Origin of the sequence: Sulfurospirillum sp. (assembly GCF_036802865.1) — a bacterium.
In the GTDB taxonomy this organism is placed as follows: Bacteria; Campylobacterota; Campylobacteria; order Campylobacterales; family Sulfurospirillaceae; genus Sulfurospirillum.
Genome location: NZ_DAIRVK010000001.1, coordinates 208,315 through 229,574 on the forward strand (window position 1 = coordinate 208,315; position 21,260 = coordinate 229,574).

Consider the following 21,260-nt stretch of genomic DNA (forward strand, 5'->3'; position numbering starts at 1 on the left):
CCTAAGAGGTGTTGGGTTGAATACTACATGTAGATTAAAGGAAAAAGATGCCAAAACGTCAAGATATTAAAACCATATTATTAATCGGATCAGGTCCTATTGTCATCGGGCAGGCATGTGAGTTTGACTATTCAGGAACCCAAGCGGCAAAAACTTTAAAAGAACTTGGATACAGAGTTGTTCTTGTTAACTCCAATCCAGCAACCATTATGACAGATCCTGAATTTGCAGACCGAACGTATATTGAACCAATTACACCTGAAGTGATTGCACGCATTATTGAGAAAGAGAGCGTTGATGCTGTGCTTCCAACGATGGGCGGGCAAACAGCACTCAATGTTGCTATGAGTATGCATGAACAAGGTATGTTAGAAGGCATTAAATTTTTAGGAGCAAATCCAGCTGCCATCAAAAAAGGTGAAGATAGACAAGCATTTAAAGAAGCGATGATTAAAATAGGTATGGATTTACCTATTAGCGCGTATGCATATAATTTAGAAGAGGCGTATGCAGCAGCTGAAAAAATCGGCTTTCCTCTTATTATTCGTGCTTCTTACACTCTAGCAGGTGGTGGTAGTGGTGTTGCATATAACATTGATGAATTTAAAGAGCTTGCAATGGCAGGTATTGATGCCAGTCCTATTAATGAGATTTTGATCGAAGAGTCACTCCTAGGTTGGAAAGAGTATGAGATGGAAGTTATTCGTGATCATGCCGATAACTGTATTATCGTCTGCTCCATCGAAAACTTTGACCCAATGGGTGTGCATACGGGAGATAGTATTACCATCGCTCCGGCATTGACTTTAACCGATAAAGAGTACCAACGTATGCGAAATGCATCCTTTGCAATTCTTCGTGAAATTGGTGTCGATACAGGCGGTAGTAACGTACAATTCTCAATCTGTCCTAGTACAGGTCGTATGACAGTTATTGAGATGAACCCGCGTGTAAGTCGTAGTTCTGCACTTGCTTCAAAAGCGACAGGCTATCCTATTGCCAAAGTAGCGACACTTTTAGCAGTTGGCTTTACACTCGATGAAATCAAAAATGACATTACAGGAACAGCAGCAAGCTTTGAGCCAGTTATTGACTACATCGTTACTAAAATTCCTCGTTTCACATTTGAAAAATTTCCACTAGCAGATTCAACGCTCACAACTTCGATGAAGAGTGTGGGGGAGGTTATGGCGATTGGTCGAACTTTTAAAGAGTCTTTCCAAAAAGCACTTTGCTCACTTGAGACAAATCTCAGTGGATTTGAAAGCCTTAAAGTGGATGAAGACAAACTCAAAAATGAAATTCGTCGTCCTAATTCAGATAGAGCACTCTATGTGGGTGAAGCATTCCGTAGAGGTTATAGTGTTGAAGATGTCTTTAACTTAAGTAAAATCGATCCATGGTTTTTAAATCAAATTAAAGAAATTATTGATTTTGAGAAAAAAATTGATATGTTTATTTTGAATGATGAAACATTGTTACGTCAAGCCAAAACAATGGGCTTCTCTGACAAGATGATCGCAAAACTTATCAACAAAGAAGACAATTTAGAGCTAACAACCAATGACATCTACTTTGCACGTAATAAACTGGGCATTGACTTTGAATATAATGAAGTCGATACATGTGGAGCAGAGTTTAAAGCATTAACACCATACCTTTACTCTACAACCAATGTGACAAAACTTCCTGCACAAGTAAAAGAGAATGACACACAGAAAAAAGTTATGATTATCGGTGGAGGACCTAACAGAATTGGTCAAGGTATTGAGTTTGACTACTGTTGTGTTCATGCTGCGTACGCGTTAAATGACTTGGGTGTTAAAACAATTATGTATAACTGTAACCCAGAAACCGTTTCAACAGATTACGACACCAGCGATATTCTCTACTTTGAGCCGATTGATTTAGAGCACGTCAGAAGCGTAGTTGAAAAAGAAAATCCAGATGGTATCATTGTTCATTTTGGTGGACAAACACCACTTAAACTTGCGAAGCGATTAACAGTTATGGGCGCAAAAATTATCGGTACAACCGCTCGTGTGATTGATATGGCAGAAGATAGAGAGAAATTCTCAAAGTTTATTACCGAAAATAATATTAAACAGCCAAACAATGCAACTGCAACGAGTGAAGAAGAGGCAATCGAAAAAGCAAAAGAGATCGGTTATCCTGTTCTTGTTCGCCCAAGTTATGTTTTGGGTGGACGTGCAATGCGTATTGTTTATAACGAGAGTGAACTTCGTACTTATATGCACGAAGCAGTGAGCGTAAGCCATAATTCACCTGTCCTTATCGACCAATTCTTAGATCGTGCTATTGAAGTTGATGTTGACGCGATCTGCGATGGTAAAGAGGTGTATATCGGTGGCATTATGCAACACATTGAAGAAGCGGGTATTCACAGTGGTGATAGCGCATGTTCACTGCCTTCGATCAGCCTTAGCGATGAGATTCTTACCAAAATTGAGTCACAAACCAAACAAATTGCCCTTAACCTTGGCGTTGTAGGTTTGATGAACATTCAATATGCCATTTATCAAGACGATGTTTACATGATCGAAGTAAACCCTCGTGCGAGTCGTACAGTGCCATTTGTCAGTAAAGCGACAGGTATGCCAATGGCAAAAATCGCAACACGTGTTATGTACCAAGGAAATCTAAGAGAAGCACTTGCTTTCTATGACAAATTTGATGTTGTACGCGAAGGCAATGGCATATTGAAACCTAAGAAATTTGACCACGTTGCTGTTAAAGAAGCGGTCTTCCCATTTAATAAACTACAAGGTGCAGACCTCATTCTAGGACCTGAGATGAAATCAACAGGCGAAGTTATGGGCATTAGCCGAAACTTCCCAGCATCATTTGCAAAAAGCCAAATTGCTTCGGCTAACGTGCTTCCAAAAAGTGGTTCAGTCTTTATCTCTTTAGTGGACATCGACAAATCATTTGCAAAAGAGATTGGTACAAAATTTGAAGCGCTTGGCTTTAAAGTCGTTGCAACGGGCGGCACACATAAAGCACTTCGTGATGCAGGTGTAGATGCTGAGTTTGTCTATAAAATTTCTGAAGGTCGCCCAAACATCGAAGATAAACTTAAAAATGGCGACATTGCGCTCGTGATTAACACGAGTGATAATAAATCAAGCAAAGACGATGCAAAGAAAATTCGCCAAGCGGTTCTTCGCTTTAAAATCCCATACTTTACCACTGTTTCTGCAGCAGCGGCTGCAACAACGGCGATTGAGTACATTCAAGACAAAAGCGCACTTGAGCCAAGAGCGTTGCAAGACTATCTAAACTAAAAACCATGAATCCCGACCTTGTTTATCTAGCACAAACAGAGACAACGGCGGGGTTCCTCTCCCAAAATGCGGATGCGCTAGCAACCATCAAAAATCGCCCAAGCGGCAAATCGTTTCTCATTAGTGTTGATTCACTCGCCATGCTTCGCTCTTTTACAAGAGTTGCAAAAGCACATAAAAATCGCGTGAGAAGAGCCCGAAAAACAACCTTTGCCTACCCATGCGGTCTAGCCATTCGCGTGGTTAAAGATAAAGCACATTTACAGTTTTTGAAAAAGCTTAAATGGAGCTACTCAACTTCGTCCAACCCTAGTGGCATGGGCTTTGATGAAGTATTTGCCGAAGAAAAAGCTGATGTCATTGTTTATACTCAAAAAGGTTTTTTTGAAAATAAACCTTCATCCATTTATAAACTTGGAAAAGTAAAAATGAGGAAACTACGCTAATGAATTTCAAGAAACTTACAAATGCGGAAAATTATTTTTTAGAGCTCTATCCTGAGGGGTTTAAAGATGTAGGGCTTTTGCCTATCATCAAACGACACAATACTTCCAAAATAGGCGAGCAAGTCCGCGAGCTATTTGTAAAAGAGAACTTTACACAGTCTGAGATCATCTGTGAAAACTTTGCCAAAATCGTCTCAAAGTCAACACTTATATCACTCTTTGAAAAACCAAAAGTGCGAGATATGGTCAAGTCCATGCGCATGGAGCGAAGAGATATGCTCAGTATCGGTTTGTACGAAATGCTGTATGGTGATGTCAAAGAGGGTTTTGAGACTGTTGTTGAAGTCTTGTCTTTTTACGGTTTGGCAAAATGGTCGATCGTAACGCTTATCCCTTACTATTTCGACCGAGGCAAAGCATTTTTCATTAAACCAACGACTACTAAAAATATCATCACTTTTTTTGAAATAGAAAATTTGGTGTATAAGCCAAAACCGAGTTATGAATTTTACGTTGCATATAGTAACATGTTAGAAACAATGAAAGCAAATGTTGGTGAAAAGATAAGCCATGATGATAACGCCTCATTTACAGGCTTTTTGATGATAGCGATGGAAGAGTCATTGCATTTCAAATAAAGTTTTACATATAAAGAGATAAAATTGAGTAAAAGATTAAACGTGAAAAAGTATGTTACTGGTTTTTTATTTTCAAAAGACTCTACACACGTAGTCTTAATCAAAAAACTAAACCCAACATGGCAAGAGGGTTTATTAAATGGCGTTGGTGGAAAAATTGAAAAAAATGAATTATCATGTGATGCAATGGCTAGAGAGTTTGAAGAAGAAACTGGAGTTACAATTACACGTGATCAATGGACTTGTTATGCAAAAATTTATCGACCAAACTATTACGAACTAGATGTCTATTATGCTCATTCTGATCTCGCCTATGAGGTTAAGACAGTTGAGAAAGAAGAGGTTTGTCTAGTAGAAACTAGTAAGATACCTGATAGGATTGTTCCAAATTTAAAGTGGTTAATTCCACTTGCATTAGATAATCAAATAGACTTCTCAACCCCTATTGTTATAAATGAAATATCTCAAGAACGAATTCAGGCATAACAAAACTAAACAATGGAAGTTAAATTTTTAACTTTTCTTTTGCTAATTCCATAAAAGAGTTAATACTTATTTTCAAGTTTTTTCAAAATGTATGACTACATCTTCCCCGTAATCTTCCGAATCGCCAATGAAGCTAGTGTCAAGCCAAACGAAGCGGTCACACACATCAAACTTCCCATCTCTTTACAAATAGGCTTTTCATCCGAAAATACCGTTAAAAATGTGCCTTGAAAGCCTGTTTTCTTAAGCCCATCTCTAAAGCCTTTTGCCAGCATATCGCCATATGTGTCCCAAATAGGAGCATAGTGAATTTTGGTTGGGTCGATTTTTTTCGCACCACCAGCGGAACTTAGAAGTTTGGTATGAGCTTTGTGCGCTACGGCGATTTTGGCTTCCATGTCATCAATGGCGTCAATTACAATGTCATAAGGCTCGAAGTCAAAGTTCTCAACCCATTCAGGGGTTACTTTTGCAACGATGGGTGTAACCCCTTTATAAAGACTTGCCATGTGTAAGACTTTTACTTCGCCTACAGCTTCACTGCCTAGTTGTCTGTTTTGATTGGTTACATCGTAGGTATCAAAATCAACGATGGTGATGTCACTAATCCCTGTGCGATACAGTGCATCCAAACAAGGGCTTCCGACACCACCAATGCCTAAAAGAAGGACTTTTGCACGTTGCAGTTTTTCAAAGTCTTCACCAAAAACTCTTCTAACACGTGAATAACGATCTTCCATTATTTTATCCATTGCTTTAAATTTTCCAGTTCATCGTGTGCGGTCATGTCGAGTTTGATAGGCGTGATGGAGATGTAGCCTTCATCGATAGCACTGAGGTCACAGTCTGCTTTTTCACTTTTTTTCCATTCAAGCGTGTGCACACCCAGCCAATAATACTCTTCGCCTCGTGGGTTTCGGTGCAGATGCGCGTCATTGCCATACATGCGATGTCCTGCACGGGTAATTTTGTAGCCCTTGCACTCTTCGGGTTTCAAAGCTGGAATGTTGACATTTAAAAAACGACGTTCACCGAGCGGAAACGTGCCTTCTAAAATGCGTTTAGCCAGATCATATACCGTTTGCTCTGCAAGATCATAGCCGTGTGTTAGCTCAATATTTTGAGGTCCACCGGTATAGACTTGAGAGATGGCGATGGCTGGAACACCATGCAATGCCGCTTCCATCGCCGCACTTGCTGTACCACTGTAGGTAATGTCTTCACCTAAATTTGAGCCTTTGTTGATGCCACTGACGATCAAATCAGGCTTACTTTCACCCTCAAAAAGGGCATTGAGCGAGAGGTAGATACAGTCTGTTGGTGTGCCATCATCGAGTTTAAAAAAATCATCTTCAATCGCAACAAAGCGAAGAGGGCGTGTAAGAGTGAGTGAATGTCCACATGCGGATTTTTCAGAGGTTGGTGCTACGATAGTAACATGTCCTAAAGGACGAAGGGCACGGGCAAGAGCGTGAAGTCCTGGACTTTCAAAGCCGTCATCATTGGTAATTAAAATACGTTTCATTGAAATACCTATTTTTTATTTACATTATAACGAAAGAGGCTTACAATTTTAAGAGATTTTTGTATAGACTTCGTTTTGAAGAAAGTTTAAAAGGTACAATTTTGAAATTACTTGTTTCCGCCCTAGAACCATCGGCAAATTTACACTTAGAACCTATTTTGAATGCTTTAGAAAAGTGTGAACTGTATGGTATCTTTGATGAGCGCTTTGGAAAACCCTTACTTCCGAGTCGAGCATTTTCGATTATGGGATTTTTAGATGCATTGCCGAAAATTCGTAAAGCTAAAAAAGCGATCAAGACGATGGCACGTATGAGTTTTTTTGTGGACAAAGTCTTGCTCATCGATTCGCCTGCGTTCAATATTCCCTTGGCAAAAGCGATTAAGACGATCAATCCTAATGTTGAAATTATTTATTACATTTTGCCTCAAGTGTGGGCATGGAAACCTAAGCGGGTAGCTGTTGTTGAAAAATATTGCGATGTTTTAGCTTCGATCTTACCATTTGAGCAAAATTTTTACACTAAAGCGACCTATGTGGGACATCCGCTTTTAGATGAGATCCCACTGTTTAAACTAAGAGCCGATGAGACGGGTGTGATAGCTTTTTTACCCGGAAGTCGTAAAAGTGAAATTAGAAGTTTATTGCCAATTTACAAAGAACTGGCTTCCAAGATAGAAGGCAAAGAAAAACTCTTGGTGATCCCTTCACATTATGATTATCGAGAAATTGCAGAGATTTATGGCGATATACATGACTTTAAAATCTGTCGAGATACCTATGAGGCATTTGAAAAAAGTGAGTTTGCCTTTGTTTGTTCAGGAACGGCCACACTTGAAGCAGCTCTGGTTGGTGTTCCTTTTGTACTGGCGTATAAAGCTAAGGCGATTGATTATTGGATCGCTAAGCAGTTTGTGAAACTCAAACATGTAGGTCTTGCCAATCTTATTTTTGATTTTGAGAAAATGGAGCCTTTACACCAAGAATTTTTACAAGAAGAAGTGAATGTTGATAATTTACTTCAAGCGTATGAAAGTATGGATAAAGAGACATTTTTCAACCATGCGAAAAAGCTTCGTGCTCTACTAGGGCACGGTAGCCAAGAGGCAATGATAAGCATAATGAAGGTATAATTGAAATTCTTACCAAAATTGTAAGAATTTTCTGCCTCAAAAAAAACAAGTTTTTCAAAGAAATCTTGGGCATTGCCCTTGTTTTATGCCATAGCCGCTAGTGTGGGCTTTGCCTAAAATCGCTATATAACAATTTAAAATAGAAGTAAGGAGATAACCATGAGCAATGTAAAAGAACCAATGACCGAATATGGTTATAAAAAATTAACACATGAATTAAGTGATTTGAAAAAAAGACAACGACCAGAAACGGTCATCGAGCTTGATATTGCACGAAGTCATGGGGATTTAAAAGAAAATGCAGAATACCATGCGGCAAAAGAGCGTTTAGCGTTTATTGATGGGCGTATAGGGGAGCTTAGTGATCTTGTTTCGCGCACGCATGTGATTGACCCAAGCTCTTATGAGCACGACAAAGTGCGTTTTGGCTCAACCATTATGCTGGAAAATATGGATACAAATGAAGAGGTAACTTATACCATTGTGGGAAGTACTGAGAGCAATCCTGATCGTGGACTTATCTCCTACTATTCGCCATTAGCGATACAGTTAATGGGACGAGGTGAGGGTGAAGAGGTTACTATAAAGTTACCATCGGGTAAGCAAGAGTACGAAATTTTAGAGATTGCATACCATGAGATCAATTTCGAGGGATAAATCATGTCAAAAATAGATATAGCGATCATTGGAGCAAGCGGTTATACGGGCTTGGAGCTAATGAAAATTTTGATCAATCATCCGCATTTTAATATAACCTATATTGCTACCACAGAAGGTGGAGTTAAAGCCTCTGAGTTGCACCCAAGTTTAGCGAGTGTTTTTGAACAAGAGGTTTTAAAGGCCGATGCAACTGATGTGGCAAAACATGCCAAGCTTGCTTTTTTAGCGCTTCCTCATAAAGCAGCCATGGGTTTTGCAAAAGAGCTTTTAGCTTTAGATGTTAAAGTGGTTGATCTTTCAGCAGATTATCGTTTAGAACTTGAAGCGTATGAGAAACATTACTGTGAGCATGAAGATAAAGAGAATTTAAAAGAGGCTATTTATGGGCTTCCTGAGATCAATCGTGAAAAAATTAAACAAGCGAATTTAATTGCAAATCCAGGGTGTTATCCAACGGCTTCGATTTTGGGGATTGTGCCATTTTTAAGTTATTTAAATAAAGAAGCGCCTATTTTTATTGATGCCAAAAGTGGTGTGTCTGGTGCGGGTAAAAAACCAACAGAAACAGTACATTTTGTGACTATCAATGAAAATATTTTTGCCTACAATCCACTCAAACATCGTCATGAGCCAGAGATTGCTGAAAAACTCAGACTCGTGAGTGGGCATCCTTTTGAGGTCAACTTTGTACCACACTTACTTCCGGTGAGTCGCGGAATGTTGGTGAGCTCTTACTTGCAAACCAATGAAGTCATTGATGCTAAAGCGGTTCTTCAAGCCTTTTATAAAAACGAGCGTTTTGTACGTATTCGCGAAGTTCCTGTGGATATTAAATCAACGGCTGGAACAAATTTTTGTGATATTTTTGTAAGCCAAAAAGGTAAGTCCATTTTTGTCTCTTCAAGCATCGACAATCTTTTACGCGGAGCTTCAGCTCAAGCGGTAGTGAATGCTAACCTCATGTGTGGTTTTGAAGAGACTGCTGGAATCCCTATTATTGCCTATGTCCCCTAAACTGATTATCAAAGAAGGAGCCTTCTTTATCGCTGACGCGCATGACTCAGCCGAGCGGACTTTCTTCTTTGATTTCTTGGTTCACGTAAACCAAAATCCTCCACCTCAACTTTTCCTTATGGGTGATATGTTCGATCTGCTTGTGGGTAATGTTACTTATGGAGTGAACCAATACCAGCGTTATATTAATCTTATTGAAGAGATTGGGTACAAATGTGAAGTTTATTACTTCGAGGGTAACCATGACTTTAATCTTTCAAAGCTGTTTAAACATGTTGTGATTATTCCTATTGAAGAACAACCTCTTGTATGTGAGCTTCCTAATGGTAAAAGCTGTCTTTTGTTACATGGTGACAAATATGGAAGTTTTATTCATCGCTGCTACACAAAAATAATCCGCAATAAGATCGTTCTTTCTGTATTAAACAAATTGGACGTATTACTGCAAGGTGCTATTTCTAAAAAGATCCAAAATGATCAATCCAAAAAAAGATTGTGCAAACAAATTGAGAATTTTGCAACGCTAATGCAACAGAAGCTCCATTACTATCCAAAAGTAGACGTAATTGCAGAAGGTCATTACCATCAAAATGTCCATTTTATGGACTCTGGTGTGCATTATATAAATTTTTCATCTTTTGCGTGCAACCAAAGCTATTTTAGTGTACAATCTTTTTCAGAGACAGAATTTGCGCAAAAGCAACTAAGGGGCTGCAATGGCTAAAGAAAGTATTTTGAAAGTAGGCTCCAATGAGATGGAGTTGGTGGACTTCCGTATTTTTAAAAAGGAAGAAAACGGTGTATATGAGGGAATCTATGGCGTGAACGTCGCAAAAGTGCGCGAAATCATCAAAATTCCTAATCTCACAGAACTTCCAGGGGTGCCTGAATATATCGAGGGAATTTTCGATCTTCGTGGTATCGTTATTCCTGTCGTTAATCTTGCCAAATGGATGAATATTAAAGAACCTGATGATGGATCGATTAAACCTCGAATCATTATTACAGAGTTTAGCGATATTTTAATTGGTTTTGTGGTTCATGAAGCGAAACGAATTCGTCGTATTAGCTGGAAAGATATTGAACCAGCGTCATTTGTTGCAGGTATGGGATCACTGGATAAAAGTCAGATTACAGGTGTAACACGTATTGAAAATGACGAAGTACTTTTGATCTTAGATCTTGAGAGTGTTGTTCAAGCACTTGGCATTTATCAGCCAAAGATGGACATCAATGATGATCAAATTCTCAAAGTAGAGGGCACGGCACTCATTCTTGATGACAGTATGACAGCGAGAAAACTTGTCAGTGAAGCACTTAAAAAGATGGGTATGCGTGTAATTGAGGCAAAAGACGGGATGGAAGGCTTGCAAAGACTGAACGAGCTTTATGCGACTTACAGCGATCGTTTAACCGATGAAGTTAAAATTATTATTAGCGATGTCGAGATGCCTCAGATGGATGGATTTCACTTTGCAGCTAATGTGAAAGAAGATGTAAGGTTTAAAAATATCCCAATTGTCTTTAACTCATCCATTAGTGACCATTTTAGCGAGATCAGAGGCAAAGAGGCGGGCGGTGAAGCCTATTTAACGAAATTTGATGCGTCGATTTTTTACAAGGAAGTTTCTAAAGTAATTAAATCGCACGTGAAAACAGCACAATAGGGGTAGAACGATGGAAGATATTCAAGAAATTTTAGAAGATTTTTTGGTTGAAGCGTTCGAACTTATTGAACAACTTGATCAAAACTTAGTGGAACTCGAAAATAATCCTGATGATTTGGAATTACTCAATAGTATCTTTAGGGTAGCACATACGATCAAAGGGTCATCATCATTTTTAAATTTTGATATCCTAACAGGCTTAACACATCATATGGAAGATGTTCTTAATAAAGCGCGTCATGGTGATTTAAAACTTACACCTGAAGTTATGGATGTTGTTTTGGAGTCAATTGATCTTATGAAAAGTTTACTTCATGCCATTCGCGATAATGGCAACGATACTTCTGTTGGTATTGATATTACTGACATTTGCCGTCGTTTGGACATTATTTCTAATGGTGAAACAATGCCAGCAAGCGTTGTCGTTGCAGAAGAAGTGGATGAATCAGCCGTACCTTCATCTGAAGAGGAAGATAATACAGATTATTCTAAACTCAGTGATAAAGAGGTTGAAGACGAAATTGAGCGACTTCTAAAAGTACGAAAAGAAGAAGATCGCAAGCGTAGAGAAAACACTGGGGCAACAAAAGCCGCAGCTGTACCAACTCCATCGTTTGAGAGCTTAAAAGATAATAGTGACAATGATAGTGATGATGAAGCGCCTAAAGTGGCAGAGCCAGTAGCAAGACGTAGTGTTGGAAGCGAATCTTCTAATACTGCACCTGCAAAAAAAGAGTCTGCGAGTGCAATGGAGCAAACCATTCGTGTTGAGGTTAAACGACTTGACCACTTAATGAACCTTATTGGTGAGCTTGTTTTGGGCAAAAATAGATTGCTTAAAATTTACGATGATGTTGAAGAACGTTATGAGGGTGAAAAATTCTTGGAAGAACTTAATCAAGTTGTTTCATCGATTTCACTGGTTACGACAGATCTTCAAATTGCTGTTATGAAAACCAGAATGCTTCCAATTGCAAAAGTCTTTAATAAATTCCCAAGAATGGTTAGAGATCTTTCTCGTGAGCTTGGTAAGCAGATTGAGCTTGAAATTTCAGGTGAAGACACAGAACTTGATAAATCAATTGTTGAAGAGATCGGTGATCCACTGGTTCACATTATTCGAAACTCATGCGATCATGGTATTGAAGACGGTGCAACAAGACGAGCAAATGGTAAACCTGAGTCAGGACTGATCCAACTTAAAGCTTACAATGAAGGTAATCATATCGTTATTGAGATTACCGATGATGGAAAAGGACTTGATCCTGATCTGCTTCGCACTAAAGCAATTGAAAAAGGCATGATTACGGAGAGAGAAGCTGATTCTATGAGTGACAAAGAGGCCTTTGCACTTATCTTTAGACCATCATTGTCAACAGCAAAAGTTGTCACAAACGTTTCAGGGCGTGGCGTGGGAATGGATGTCGTTAAAACAAATATTGAAAAACTAAACGGTATTATTGATGTAGATAGCGAAGTGGGACAAGGTACGGTTATTAAACTCAAAATTCCTTTAACATTAGCCATTATTCAAGCGTTGCTTGTTGGTGCACAAGAAGAGTACTATGCAATTCCTCTTGCATCTGTTTTAGAAACAGTTCGTATTCCTCTTGATGAGATCTATACAATTGAAGGTAAAAACGTTTTAAGACTTCGTGATGAAGTTCTCTCTTTGGTACGCCTTTCAGACATCTTTGGTGTCAAGCAAGTTTATGAAGGTGGCGAGCATACGTATGTTGTTGTCATCGGTCTTGCTGAGTCAAAGTTAGGTGTTGTTGTCGATACCTTAGTAGGGCAAGAAGAGATCGTTATTAAATCACTCGGTGATTATCTCCAAGGAATTGAAGGAATAGCGGGTGCAACCATTCGAGGGGACGGACGTGTAACATTGATCGTCGATGTTGCGGCACTGATGAATCTTGCAAAAGGCATTACTGTAGATATTCGTGCGAGTGCAGAAACGGTTGTTAAAACTAAAACTGTACCAAGTGATTACATTGTTTTAGCGGTCGATGATAGTGCGATGGATCGTAATATTATGAAAAAATCAATGGAACCTATTGGTGTAAAAGTACTTGAAGCAAGCAATGGTCAAGAAGCACTCAATATGCTTAAATCGGCTGAATACAGTATCGATGCGGTTTTAATTGATATTGAGATGCCAAGAATGGATGGTTATACATTAGCAGGAGAGATTCGTAAATACTCTAAATATAAAAACCTTCCATTGATCGCTGTTACATCACGTACTTCAAAGTCAGATAGACTTAGAGGTGTTGAATCAGGCATGAGTGAATACATCACTAAACCATACTCTCCAGAATATCTTGAGAGCGTGGTTAGAAAAAATATAAAACTATAAGTGGGGCAGAACGATGAATGATAAACTCAATCAAATTCTTAAAAAACAGCAAGAGCAAGTTGACGAGCCACACAAAAAAGAGGATGATGTTATTCAGCTTGTTGGATTTATTATAGGACAAGAAGAGTACGCAGTGCCAATTTTGAGTATTCAAGAGATTATTAAACCAATTGAATACACCAGAGTTCCAAGTGTACCTACTTATATCTTAGGTGTTTTTAACCTCAGAGGAAGTGTTATTCCTTTGATTGATCTTAGAAGTAAGTTTAAAATGGATCCTGTTAAAGTGACAGAAGATACGCGCTACATTGTTATGAAAGGTCATGACAATACGGCTGGCTTTGTTATTGATCGTTTGACCGAAGCCATTCGTATTAAAAGCAGTCGTATTGGACCACCACCTGAGACAATACATGCAGAAAAAGGGTTGGTTTATGGTATTGGTATGCGTGACGATAATATCTTGACAATTCTTAAAGTAGAGCAGCTTTTAAAAAGAGATTTTTAAAAGTTCTAAAGAGCCAAACTTAAATGTTTGGCTCTTTACCAGGTATCTTAATATTTCAATAAATCTGCTACAAGTTCAAAGTTGTTTGCACTCATCATATGAATTTTCGGATGTACTTTTTTGAGTTCTAAAAAGGCATTTAATGAGAGTTCAAATCCTACTTTTTTCTCTTCTTCTTCACTGATTTTCTTAGCTTTTATTAGTTTATCCATCCACAATGTCGGGACATGAATCCCAGGCACATGTGCTGCCAAAAATTGTGCTGTACGCAATTTTACGATAGGGAAGAAACCTAAAATAAGCTGTGCTTGACTCTGTTCTTTATGGACCGCTGTTTTAGCATCTTTTAAAAGATCTAAAAGCATTTTTGCATTTTCAACACTGTAAACAGGTTGCGTAATAATTCCCGCAGCACCATGTTCTATCTTCGTTGCCATTTTTTTCATTAAATTTTTAGGGGTATTGGCATGTGCGTTGCAAACAGCGAAAGGATAGATAGGTTTAGGCTGTGTTTTAAATGGTTTTCCTGAGTAATCAATGCCAGCATTAAAGCACTGAATAATTTCTAATAAAAGAGTACTATTTCCTTCAAAAACACCTTTAACTGCAGGCTGATCACTTGCGCTCGCAGGATCTCCCGTAAGGCATAAAATGGTTCGTAGATCAAACTCATTGGCTCCAAGAAGGTCAGACTGAAGAGCCACTTTATTACGATCTCTCATACTCATGGTTGCAATAACAGGTTTTCCAAAACGCGTTTGAAGTTTAAGTGCTCCAAAAAGGGCATTAAATTTGAGACGGGCCAGCGGGTTGTCCGTGGTACTAAAACCATCTACTTTTGTATTGAGCCCTAGTTGTGCTATTTTTTCAATAATAGGCTCAAAGGTTGGTTCATGCATCGGTGTCGTTTCTAAGCTTATGAAACTGCCATGCTTTAGTTTTTCAATAAACGGTTCAATCATTTTTTTTCCATATCGTGAACTTTTGCATATTATAACTTAAACGTAGAAAAAGAGGGTAGTTCCTTTGATCAATATGAAAGTTATAGAGTGTTTTTTACCTAAGCAAGATACTGCTATAATAAGGGTTTTAATAGCAATGAAGGAGCGGTTTGCATGAAGTTGTGTGTATTTGATTTTGATTCAACACTCATGGATGGTGAAACAATTGATTTTTTGGCAAAAGAGCATGGGGTTGAAAAAGAAGTTTCAATGATTACAGAAGCTGCTATGCGTGGCGAGCTTGATTTTTTTGAGAGTTTAACGACTCGTGTAGGACTTTTAAAAGGTATGAATGCACGAAAAGCAGAAGAAATTTGCCATGCACTTCCTTTGATGAAAGGTGCTTATGAAGCTATTGCTGGATTAAAAGCTAAAGGCTATACCGTAGTTGTTTTTAGTGGTGGTTTTCGCATTGCAACGACACCAGCGAAAGAAATTTTAGGATTTGATGCTGATTTTGCCAATGTGCTACATTCTCGTGATGGTCATTTAAGTGGTCTTGTAGGTGGCGACATGATGTTTGGTTTTTCCAAAGGTGATATGTTAAGACGCGTACAAAATCTTTTACATATAAGTTATGAAAATACGATTGCTGTGGGTGATGGTGCCAATGATATCTCGATGTTTGAGTGCGCTGCAAAAAAAGTAGCATTTTGTGCAAAACCGATTTTGAAAAATGCGGCCAATATCGTCATTGATGAGAAAGATATGCGTAATCTTCTCCAATTTATTTAAAAGAGCAAACTTATGTATAACAATGATTTAAAATTTTCATTATGGTGTGATTTTGTTGAAAGAAGCTTTTTAGAGGGTGAATTTAGTGCGTTAATTGAAAAAAATATTGTCAATGCCGCAACCAGTAATCCTTCTATTTTTAAATCTGCTTTTTTGGGTTCACCTGCTTATGCCGAGGACAAAGTCAAGCTTCAGGGTAAGTCTGCCAAAGAGATTTATGAAGCATTAGCTATTACCGATATTCAATTAGCAGCTAAAAAGCTTTTGCCTTCGTATGAAAAAGGAGATGATGGTTTTATTAGCATCGAAGTTGACCCCTTTTTATGTGATGATGCTGAAGCAACCGTTGAAGAAGGCAAACGTCTTTTTAAAGCGATTGGTTATCCCAATGTGATGATTAAAGTTCCTGCAACTGAAGAGGGCTTTATCGCTATGGAAGCACTTTTAAGCGAAGGTATTAATGTCAATGCTACACTGATTTTTTCTGATATTCAGACGAAGGGATGTTTGGAAGCTTTTTCTCGTGCAAATGAAACATTGGTACAAAAAGGGACTAAAAAACTTCCTAAAGCGGTTATAAGCATTTTTGTAAGCCGTTTTGATCGCAAGCTAGATGAACAGCTTAAAAAAATTGATTTTGTGACCTCGCGCGTAGGTATTATGAATGCAATGCGATGTTATGAACTTATTCAAAAAGCGCATTTATCCAATGTAAGGGCATTGTTCGCAAGTACAGGTGTTAAAGGCGATGCTTTGAGCCCTGATTATTATATTAAAGAACTTTTGCTTGAAAATTCAATCAATACAGCACCTCTTGGAACTATCAAGGCTTTTATCGCGTCTTCTAAAGAGTCTGCACCCATCGAATTAAGATCTGACTGGATTGAAAACTTTTTTAACTCACTTTCTGCTAATGGAATTGATATGCAACTGGTCTGTGACGAATTAATGGATGAAGGGCTTAGTGCCTTTAAAGAAGCTTTTGTGGAGATTTTAAACGAACTCAAATAGTAAGGAAGTCTGATGTCAAAAGAGTCTGTCAATGTTAGTGAACTCACATTTGAAATGATGGAAAAGCTGAGATTTTATCTCAGTAAACTTATCGAGCAAAATGGAAGTGACTTACATGTCAAAACAGGAACGACGATTAGAGGGCGTATTAACGGTGAAATTGTCTCCTTTTCTGAAGAGATACTCTCTTATCCTGATGGTCTTACTTTGGCAAAAGAGTTGCTTAGAAGTCGTTTCCCTGAATTGGTTGAGAAGAAAAATATTGACTTTACCTTTAAGCTCAACGATGAGTATCGTTTTCGTGTCAATATGTTTTTTCAAGTGGAAGGTGTGTCGGCAGTATTTAGAACGATTCCTATGGTACTCCCAACAGTAGAATCACTTCATCTGCCTGAAATTATTAATTCACTGTGCGATCTTTCACGTGGACTGATATTGGTTACAGGACCAACTGGTTGTGGTAAAACGACTACATTGGCTTCGATGATTAACCGAATTAACAAAACACAAAAAAAGCATATTATCACTATTGAAGATCCAGTTGAATTTATTTATAAAGATGAGTTATGCGTGGTAAACCAACGTGCCATTGGGCAAGATGCTATTTCTTTTTCTGATGCGCTTCGAGCAGCACTTCGTGAAGATCCCGATGTTATTTTAGTGGGTGAGATGAGGGATCTTGAAACAATAGAAACAGCAATGCATGCGGCTGAAACAGGTCACTTGGTTCTCTCTACATTGCATACGATGGATGCTAAAGAGACCATTGGTCGCATTATTGGGATGTTTCCTGGCAGTGAGCAAAATAGAATTAAGATGTCTTTATCTTCTGTTTTACAAGGTGTTATTGCGCAGCGTTTGGTTAGAACAGTTGATCATGGACGAACGGCTGCGGTTGAAATTTTGGTCAAAAATGCAAGAATCGAAGCACTGATATTAGAAGGAAGGGAAGGTGAAATTCCCGATGCCATTAAAGAGGGGAAAGACGTTTATAAAACGCAAACATTTGATCAAGCTCTTTTAGCACTCTATGCAGAAAGTCGAATTTCGCGCGAAGCTGCCATTCAAACCTCTTCCAGTCGTAATGACATTACAATGGCACTTGATTTTTACGATGCCGACAAAAGTCTTAAGGAAGCTCGTAAAGAAGAGTTGCCTGAAGGTATGAAAGAATACGATAAAGACATCATTGGTTTAAAGCAATAATGTCTTTATGCAGCTTTTAGGTTTGTTTTTGTACAATCATAGCCTTATTTTTTATAAAGGAAAACTATGTTAGAAGGCATCATTAGAGATAGTATCGAAAAAAAGGCTACTAAAGCGCTTCGTAGAGATGGATATCTAATTGCAAACATTTACGGTAAGGGTGAAGAAAACATCAATGCTGCATTTAAAGCAAATGAATTTATCAAAGCAGCAAAGAGCAAAGAGACTCTTATTTTCCCAGTTAAAGTAGCGGGTAAAGAGTACAATGTTGTAATTCAAGATTACCAAAGAGATCCTGTAAATAGCAACCTTTTACATGTAGATTTACGTTTAGCACTTCCAGGTGTTTTATCTAAATACTTAGTTCCAGTTGTTCTTGAAGGCCTTCCAGTAGGTACAAAAAACAAAGGTGTTCTAATCCAATCTAAAAAACGTTTAACAGTTAAATGTACAGCAGAGAACTTACCAAATAGCTTTGTTGTTGATGTAAGTGGATTAGACGTTGGTGCAACTGTTTTGGTACGTGATATTCCTGTTCCAGCTAATGTTACAATCATGGATGAAACACGCGTTTCCGTTGCCGGAGTTATTAAAGCGAAGTAACGCTTAATATGACACTGATCGTAGGGCTTGGAAATCCAGACTTACAGTACAAAAATAATCGACATAATGTCGGCTTTATGGTCATCGATGCATTAATCGATGACCACCCTTCATGCGAAAAAATCACAAAATCAAATTTTAAAGGTGAGCTTTTTAAAGCCCCTTCTATGTTACTTCTAAAACCAATGACTTACATGAATCTTTCTGGAGAGAGTGTCCGTTCGGTTGATGACTACTTTAAACCCGATCAGATTATTGTGATTCATGATGATTTAGACCTACCTTTTGGAACCTTACGTTTTAAAATTGGCGGGGGTCACGGTGGACACAATGGACTTCGCTCCATTGATGCACATATTGGCGCTGAGTATATTAGAGTGCGTATCGGCATTGGCAAACCCGAGCATAAAAGTGATGTAGCCAAATATGTACTTTCTGATTTTTCGGGATGTCAACGAGAATTTTTACCAGAAATTATTTTACATGTAAAGAAAAGCATTAAAGCTTTACTCACGGGGGATTTAAAAGAAGTTTCGGTACAATACTCACTTAAACAAACATTGTGTGATGGGGATAACGTATGAAACTTTTTGAGAAATATATTGTTAAAAATTATCTCAAAAATTTCTTTGTTATTTTTCTAGCACTTGATCTTTTTTATGTTGGTGTAGATCTTCTTACAAATTACAATAATATCCCTGATTCAGCAAATTTACAAATTCTTTATGCTCTTTTTCAAGGCATGAATGCTGTCAATTATGTCTTGCCCCTCTCTGTTGTCTTTGGTATGATCGTAACGTATTTTAGCATGATAAAATCGAATGAACTTATTTGTATGTATGCTTCCAGTATTAGCAAAAAAGCACTTGTTCGTCCTTTTTTTATCACTTCTTTAGTGCTAACACTTTTTTATATAGGACTTAATTGTACAGAATTTGCCTATGCCTATGAGTACAGTGCAAATCTCAAAAAGTATAATCGTATTTCAACCAGTTCAGAAGATCTTTTCTTAAAGCATGACAATCAATATATCTACTTCAAAAAACTTGATCCATTGAAGCAAATCGCTTATGATGTAACTATTTTTGAAGTTGATAATGTGGATTTAACCAAAATCATTAGAGCTTCCGTTGCTTCATTTATTCAAAATCATTGGATGTTGGAAAACGTAAGCATCATTCATAAACCACGAATTACTTCATTGAATGATAATGGATATCGCACTGAACATGTCGATAAACTCCAAACGATGCAAGATTTTAAGCCAAAAATTATGGACAATGTATATCAGAGTGAATATACGCTTTCTATCACCGATGGTATAGATGCATTACGCTTTTTTGATACGCAAGGGGTTAATACCAGTAAGATCAAAGCGACACTTTTTTATCAACTTTTTTTCCCTTTATTTGCACCATTTTTGATCGTTGTTTTGTATTATAAAGCACCTGTTATGGGTCGTTATTTTAATATGGCCGTTATCGCTTCTTCTTTTGCTTTTAGCACACTTGTAGTTTGGAGCGGACTCTTTTTATTAAGCCGCTTGGCATCCAATGGCGTTATCTTTGCAGAGATTGCAATTATACTACCAATTATAATTCTTTTTTTAATAGCCTTGTATTTTTACTCTAAACGCTAAGTTAGGTTGTATTTAATCATTTTTTGTTGAACTTTTTGATAGAATAGAGAATTATTGTTATCTCTAATAAGGTTCAAAATGACGAAATTCCAAGCTTTAGCACAAAAATATGATACTCCTTTATATGTTTATGATTTTGATACGATAACTAACAAATTTTCTGCTCTCAAAGAAGTCTTTAAAGCACGAAAATCCTTGATTTGTTTTGCCGTAAAATCAAATTCCAATCTCTCGGTTTTGAAGTATATGGCAGAATTAGGCGCTGGTTGTGATTGTGTTTCTATTGGTGAAGTAAAACGCGCACTGTTTGCTGGAATTCCAAAATATAAAATTATTTTCAGTGGTGTAGGGAAAAGAGATGATGAAATCGAAGAGGCGTTGAAAAATGATATTTTGATGCTTAATCTCGAAAGTGAAGAAGAGATGAAGCGCGTTGAAGCCATTGCTCAAAAATTAGGCGTAGTAGCGCGCATCAGTATTCGTGTTAATCCAAACATTGACCCTAAAACACACCCGTATATTTCAACAGGACTTCATGAAAATAAATTTGGTGTTGATTTAGAAAGTGCGAAGCGCATGTATATTCATGCTAAAAACAGTGTTTCGCTTGATCCTGTGGGCATTCACTTTCATATTGGAAGTCAGATTACAGAAGTTGAACCCTTTAGGGAAGCTGCATTGGTGTTGGCAAATTTATTGCGAAACTTAAAAGCCTTGGGTATTGAGATTAAATTTTTTGATGTGGGTGGCGGTATAGGCATTCAATACAAAGATGAAACTACAGTAGCGCTTTATGAATATGCTCAATCTATTTTTGCAGCACTCACGGGTCTTGATGTAACATTAGTCTGTGAGCCAGGTCGTTACTTGGTTGGAGATTGTGGATACTTTTTGACAAAAGTACTTTATGAAAAACACAATGGCTTTAAACGCTTTGTAATCGTTGATGGTGCTATGAACGATCTTATTCGCCCAAGCCTTTATCAAGCGTATCACGCCATTGAGGTTGAAGGTAAAGAGCATGAAGAGACAAGCGTGTGCGATGTAGTTGGTCCTATTTGCGAAAGTGGTGATTTTTTTGCGAAAAATATTGAATTACCAGCATGTGAGCATGATGATCTTTTGGTTGTTAAAAGTGCTGGAGCCTATGGATTTACCATGAGTAGCAACTACAATACACGCAGTAGGGTGGCAGAAGTGGCTTTACAAAATGGTGAAGATCGTCTGATTCGTAGACGTGAGAGCTTTGAAGATGTGATTGCTTTGGAGAAAGAGTACGTATGAGTTATGCAATTTTGCCAACCCTTGGGCATATTAAAGG

General features: G+C 37.9%; 21 protein-coding genes. 18 read left to right on the forward strand and 3 right to left on the reverse strand.

From position 1 onward, the window contains the following. Positions 1-47 precede the first annotated feature (47 nt). From carB to V7Q04_RS01105, 4 genes are read left to right on the forward strand one after another with little or no spacing between them, the layout of a single operon-like run. A complete protein-coding gene (gene carB, locus V7Q04_RS01090; protein WP_333803075.1) occupies positions 48-3,305 on the forward strand; it encodes a carbamoyl-phosphate synthase large subunit in 3,258 nt (1,085 codons plus the stop codon). Positions 3,306-3,310: 5 nt separating this feature from the next. Further along, complete coding sequence (locus V7Q04_RS01095; protein WP_333803076.1) at positions 3,311-3,751, forward strand: Sua5 YciO YrdC YwlC family protein; 441 nt, start codon at positions 3,311-3,313, stop codon at positions 3,749-3,751. Next, positions 3,751-4,389, forward strand: coding sequence for a hypothetical protein (locus V7Q04_RS01100; protein ID WP_333803077.1), 639 nt, complete (start codon positions 3,751-3,753; stop codon positions 4,387-4,389). The genes V7Q04_RS01095 and V7Q04_RS01100 overlap by 1 nt, the downstream gene beginning before the upstream one ends. A 42-nt stretch (positions 4,390-4,431) precedes the next feature. Beyond that, complete coding sequence (locus V7Q04_RS01105) at positions 4,432-4,875, forward strand: NUDIX hydrolase (protein ID WP_333803078.1); 444 nt, start codon at positions 4,432-4,434, stop codon at positions 4,873-4,875. Positions 4,876-4,970: 95 nt separating this feature from the next. Here the strand turns inward: V7Q04_RS01105 and V7Q04_RS01110 are convergent, their stop codons facing one another. Together V7Q04_RS01110 and surE are read right to left on the reverse strand one after the other, a co-directional pair. After that, positions 4,971-5,615 (reverse strand): tRNA threonylcarbamoyladenosine dehydratase, encoded by a 645-nt coding sequence (locus V7Q04_RS01110; RefSeq protein WP_333803079.1) that lies wholly within the window; start codon positions 5,613-5,615, stop codon positions 4,971-4,973. Next, on the reverse strand, positions 5,615-6,400 hold the full coding sequence (gene surE, locus V7Q04_RS01115) for a 5'/3'-nucleotidase SurE (RefSeq protein ID WP_333803080.1): 786 nt from the start codon (positions 6,398-6,400) through the stop codon (positions 5,615-5,617). Before surE ends, V7Q04_RS01110 begins: the two co-directional genes overlap by 1 nt. Positions 6,401-6,501: 101 nt before the next feature. On the opposite strand from surE, the gene lpxB reads away from it, so the two are divergent. The 7 genes from lpxB (at position 6,502) to V7Q04_RS01150 (ending at position 13,744) form a co-directional block, all read left to right on the forward strand. Further along, positions 6,502-7,533, forward strand: a complete 1,032-nt coding sequence (gene lpxB / locus V7Q04_RS01120) for a lipid-A-disaccharide synthase (RefSeq protein WP_333803081.1) — start codon at positions 6,502-6,504, stop codon at positions 7,531-7,533. 159 nt (positions 7,534-7,692) lie between these two features. Further along, positions 7,693-8,190 (forward strand): transcription elongation factor GreA, encoded by a 498-nt coding sequence (gene greA / locus V7Q04_RS01125; RefSeq protein ID WP_333803082.1) that lies wholly within the window; start codon positions 7,693-7,695, stop codon positions 8,188-8,190. Positions 8,191-8,193: 3 nt separating this feature from the next. After that, the gene (gene argC, locus V7Q04_RS01130) at positions 8,194-9,207 is read left to right on the forward strand and encodes an N-acetyl-gamma-glutamyl-phosphate reductase (protein WP_333803083.1); all 1,014 of its coding nucleotides are present in this window, start codon (positions 8,194-8,196) and stop codon (positions 9,205-9,207) included. Further along, positions 9,143-9,931, forward strand: a complete 789-nt coding sequence (locus V7Q04_RS01135) for a UDP-2,3-diacylglucosamine diphosphatase (protein ID WP_333803084.1) — start codon at positions 9,143-9,145, stop codon at positions 9,929-9,931. Before argC ends, V7Q04_RS01135 begins: the two co-directional genes overlap by 65 nt. After that, positions 9,924-10,874, forward strand: a complete 951-nt coding sequence (locus V7Q04_RS01140; RefSeq protein ID WP_333803085.1) for a chemotaxis protein — start codon at positions 9,924-9,926, stop codon at positions 10,872-10,874. Before V7Q04_RS01135 ends, V7Q04_RS01140 begins: the two co-directional genes overlap by 8 nt. Before the next feature lie 10 nt (positions 10,875-10,884). Then, a complete protein-coding gene (locus V7Q04_RS01145) occupies positions 10,885-13,236 on the forward strand; it encodes a hybrid sensor histidine kinase/response regulator (RefSeq protein ID WP_333803086.1) in 2,352 nt (783 codons plus the stop codon). 13 nt (positions 13,237-13,249) lie between these two features. Beyond that, on the forward strand, positions 13,250-13,744 hold the full coding sequence (locus V7Q04_RS01150) for a chemotaxis protein CheW (protein ID WP_333803087.1): 495 nt from the start codon (positions 13,250-13,252) through the stop codon (positions 13,742-13,744). Between the two features lie 47 nt (positions 13,745-13,791). Here V7Q04_RS01150 and V7Q04_RS01155 read toward each other — a convergent pair whose 3' ends face one another. Continuing rightward, complete coding sequence (locus tag V7Q04_RS01155) at positions 13,792-14,706, reverse strand: methylenetetrahydrofolate reductase (RefSeq protein WP_333803088.1); 915 nt, start codon at positions 14,704-14,706, stop codon at positions 13,792-13,794. A 153-nt stretch (positions 14,707-14,859) separates the two neighbouring features. On the opposite strand from V7Q04_RS01155, the gene serB reads away from it, so the two are divergent. The 7 genes from serB to lysA all read left to right on the forward strand — a co-directional run bounded on the left by serB (position 14,860) and on the right by lysA (position 21,223). After that, a complete protein-coding gene (gene serB / locus V7Q04_RS01160) occupies positions 14,860-15,480 on the forward strand; it encodes a phosphoserine phosphatase SerB (RefSeq protein WP_333803089.1) in 621 nt (206 codons plus the stop codon). Positions 15,481-15,492: 12 nt separating this feature from the next. Further along, positions 15,493-16,491, forward strand: coding sequence for a transaldolase (locus V7Q04_RS01165; protein WP_333803090.1), 999 nt, complete (start codon positions 15,493-15,495; stop codon positions 16,489-16,491). A gap of 12 nt (positions 16,492-16,503) precedes the next feature. Next, positions 16,504-17,697 (forward strand): type IV pilus twitching motility protein PilT, encoded by a 1,194-nt coding sequence (locus V7Q04_RS01170; RefSeq protein ID WP_333803091.1) that lies wholly within the window; start codon positions 16,504-16,506, stop codon positions 17,695-17,697. A gap of 66 nt (positions 17,698-17,763) precedes the next feature. Continuing rightward, complete coding sequence (locus V7Q04_RS01175) at positions 17,764-18,300, forward strand: 50S ribosomal protein L25/general stress protein Ctc (RefSeq protein ID WP_333803092.1); 537 nt, start codon at positions 17,764-17,766, stop codon at positions 18,298-18,300. Positions 18,301-18,308: 8 nt separating this feature from the next. Beyond that, positions 18,309-18,884 carry an aminoacyl-tRNA hydrolase gene (gene pth / locus V7Q04_RS01180; protein ID WP_333803093.1) on the forward strand — a complete coding sequence of 192 codons (576 nt, stop codon included), beginning with the start codon at positions 18,309-18,311 and terminating at the stop codon, positions 18,882-18,884. Further along, on the forward strand, positions 18,881-19,939 hold the full coding sequence (locus V7Q04_RS01185; protein ID WP_333803094.1) for an LptF/LptG family permease: 1,059 nt from the start codon (positions 18,881-18,883) through the stop codon (positions 19,937-19,939). The genes pth and V7Q04_RS01185 overlap by 4 nt, the downstream gene beginning before the upstream one ends. Positions 19,940-20,017: 78 nt before the next feature. Then, positions 20,018-21,223 carry a diaminopimelate decarboxylase gene (lysA, locus tag V7Q04_RS01190; protein ID WP_333803095.1) on the forward strand — a complete coding sequence of 402 codons (1,206 nt, stop codon included), beginning with the start codon at positions 20,018-20,020 and terminating at the stop codon, positions 21,221-21,223. Positions 21,224-21,260 lie beyond the last annotated feature (37 nt).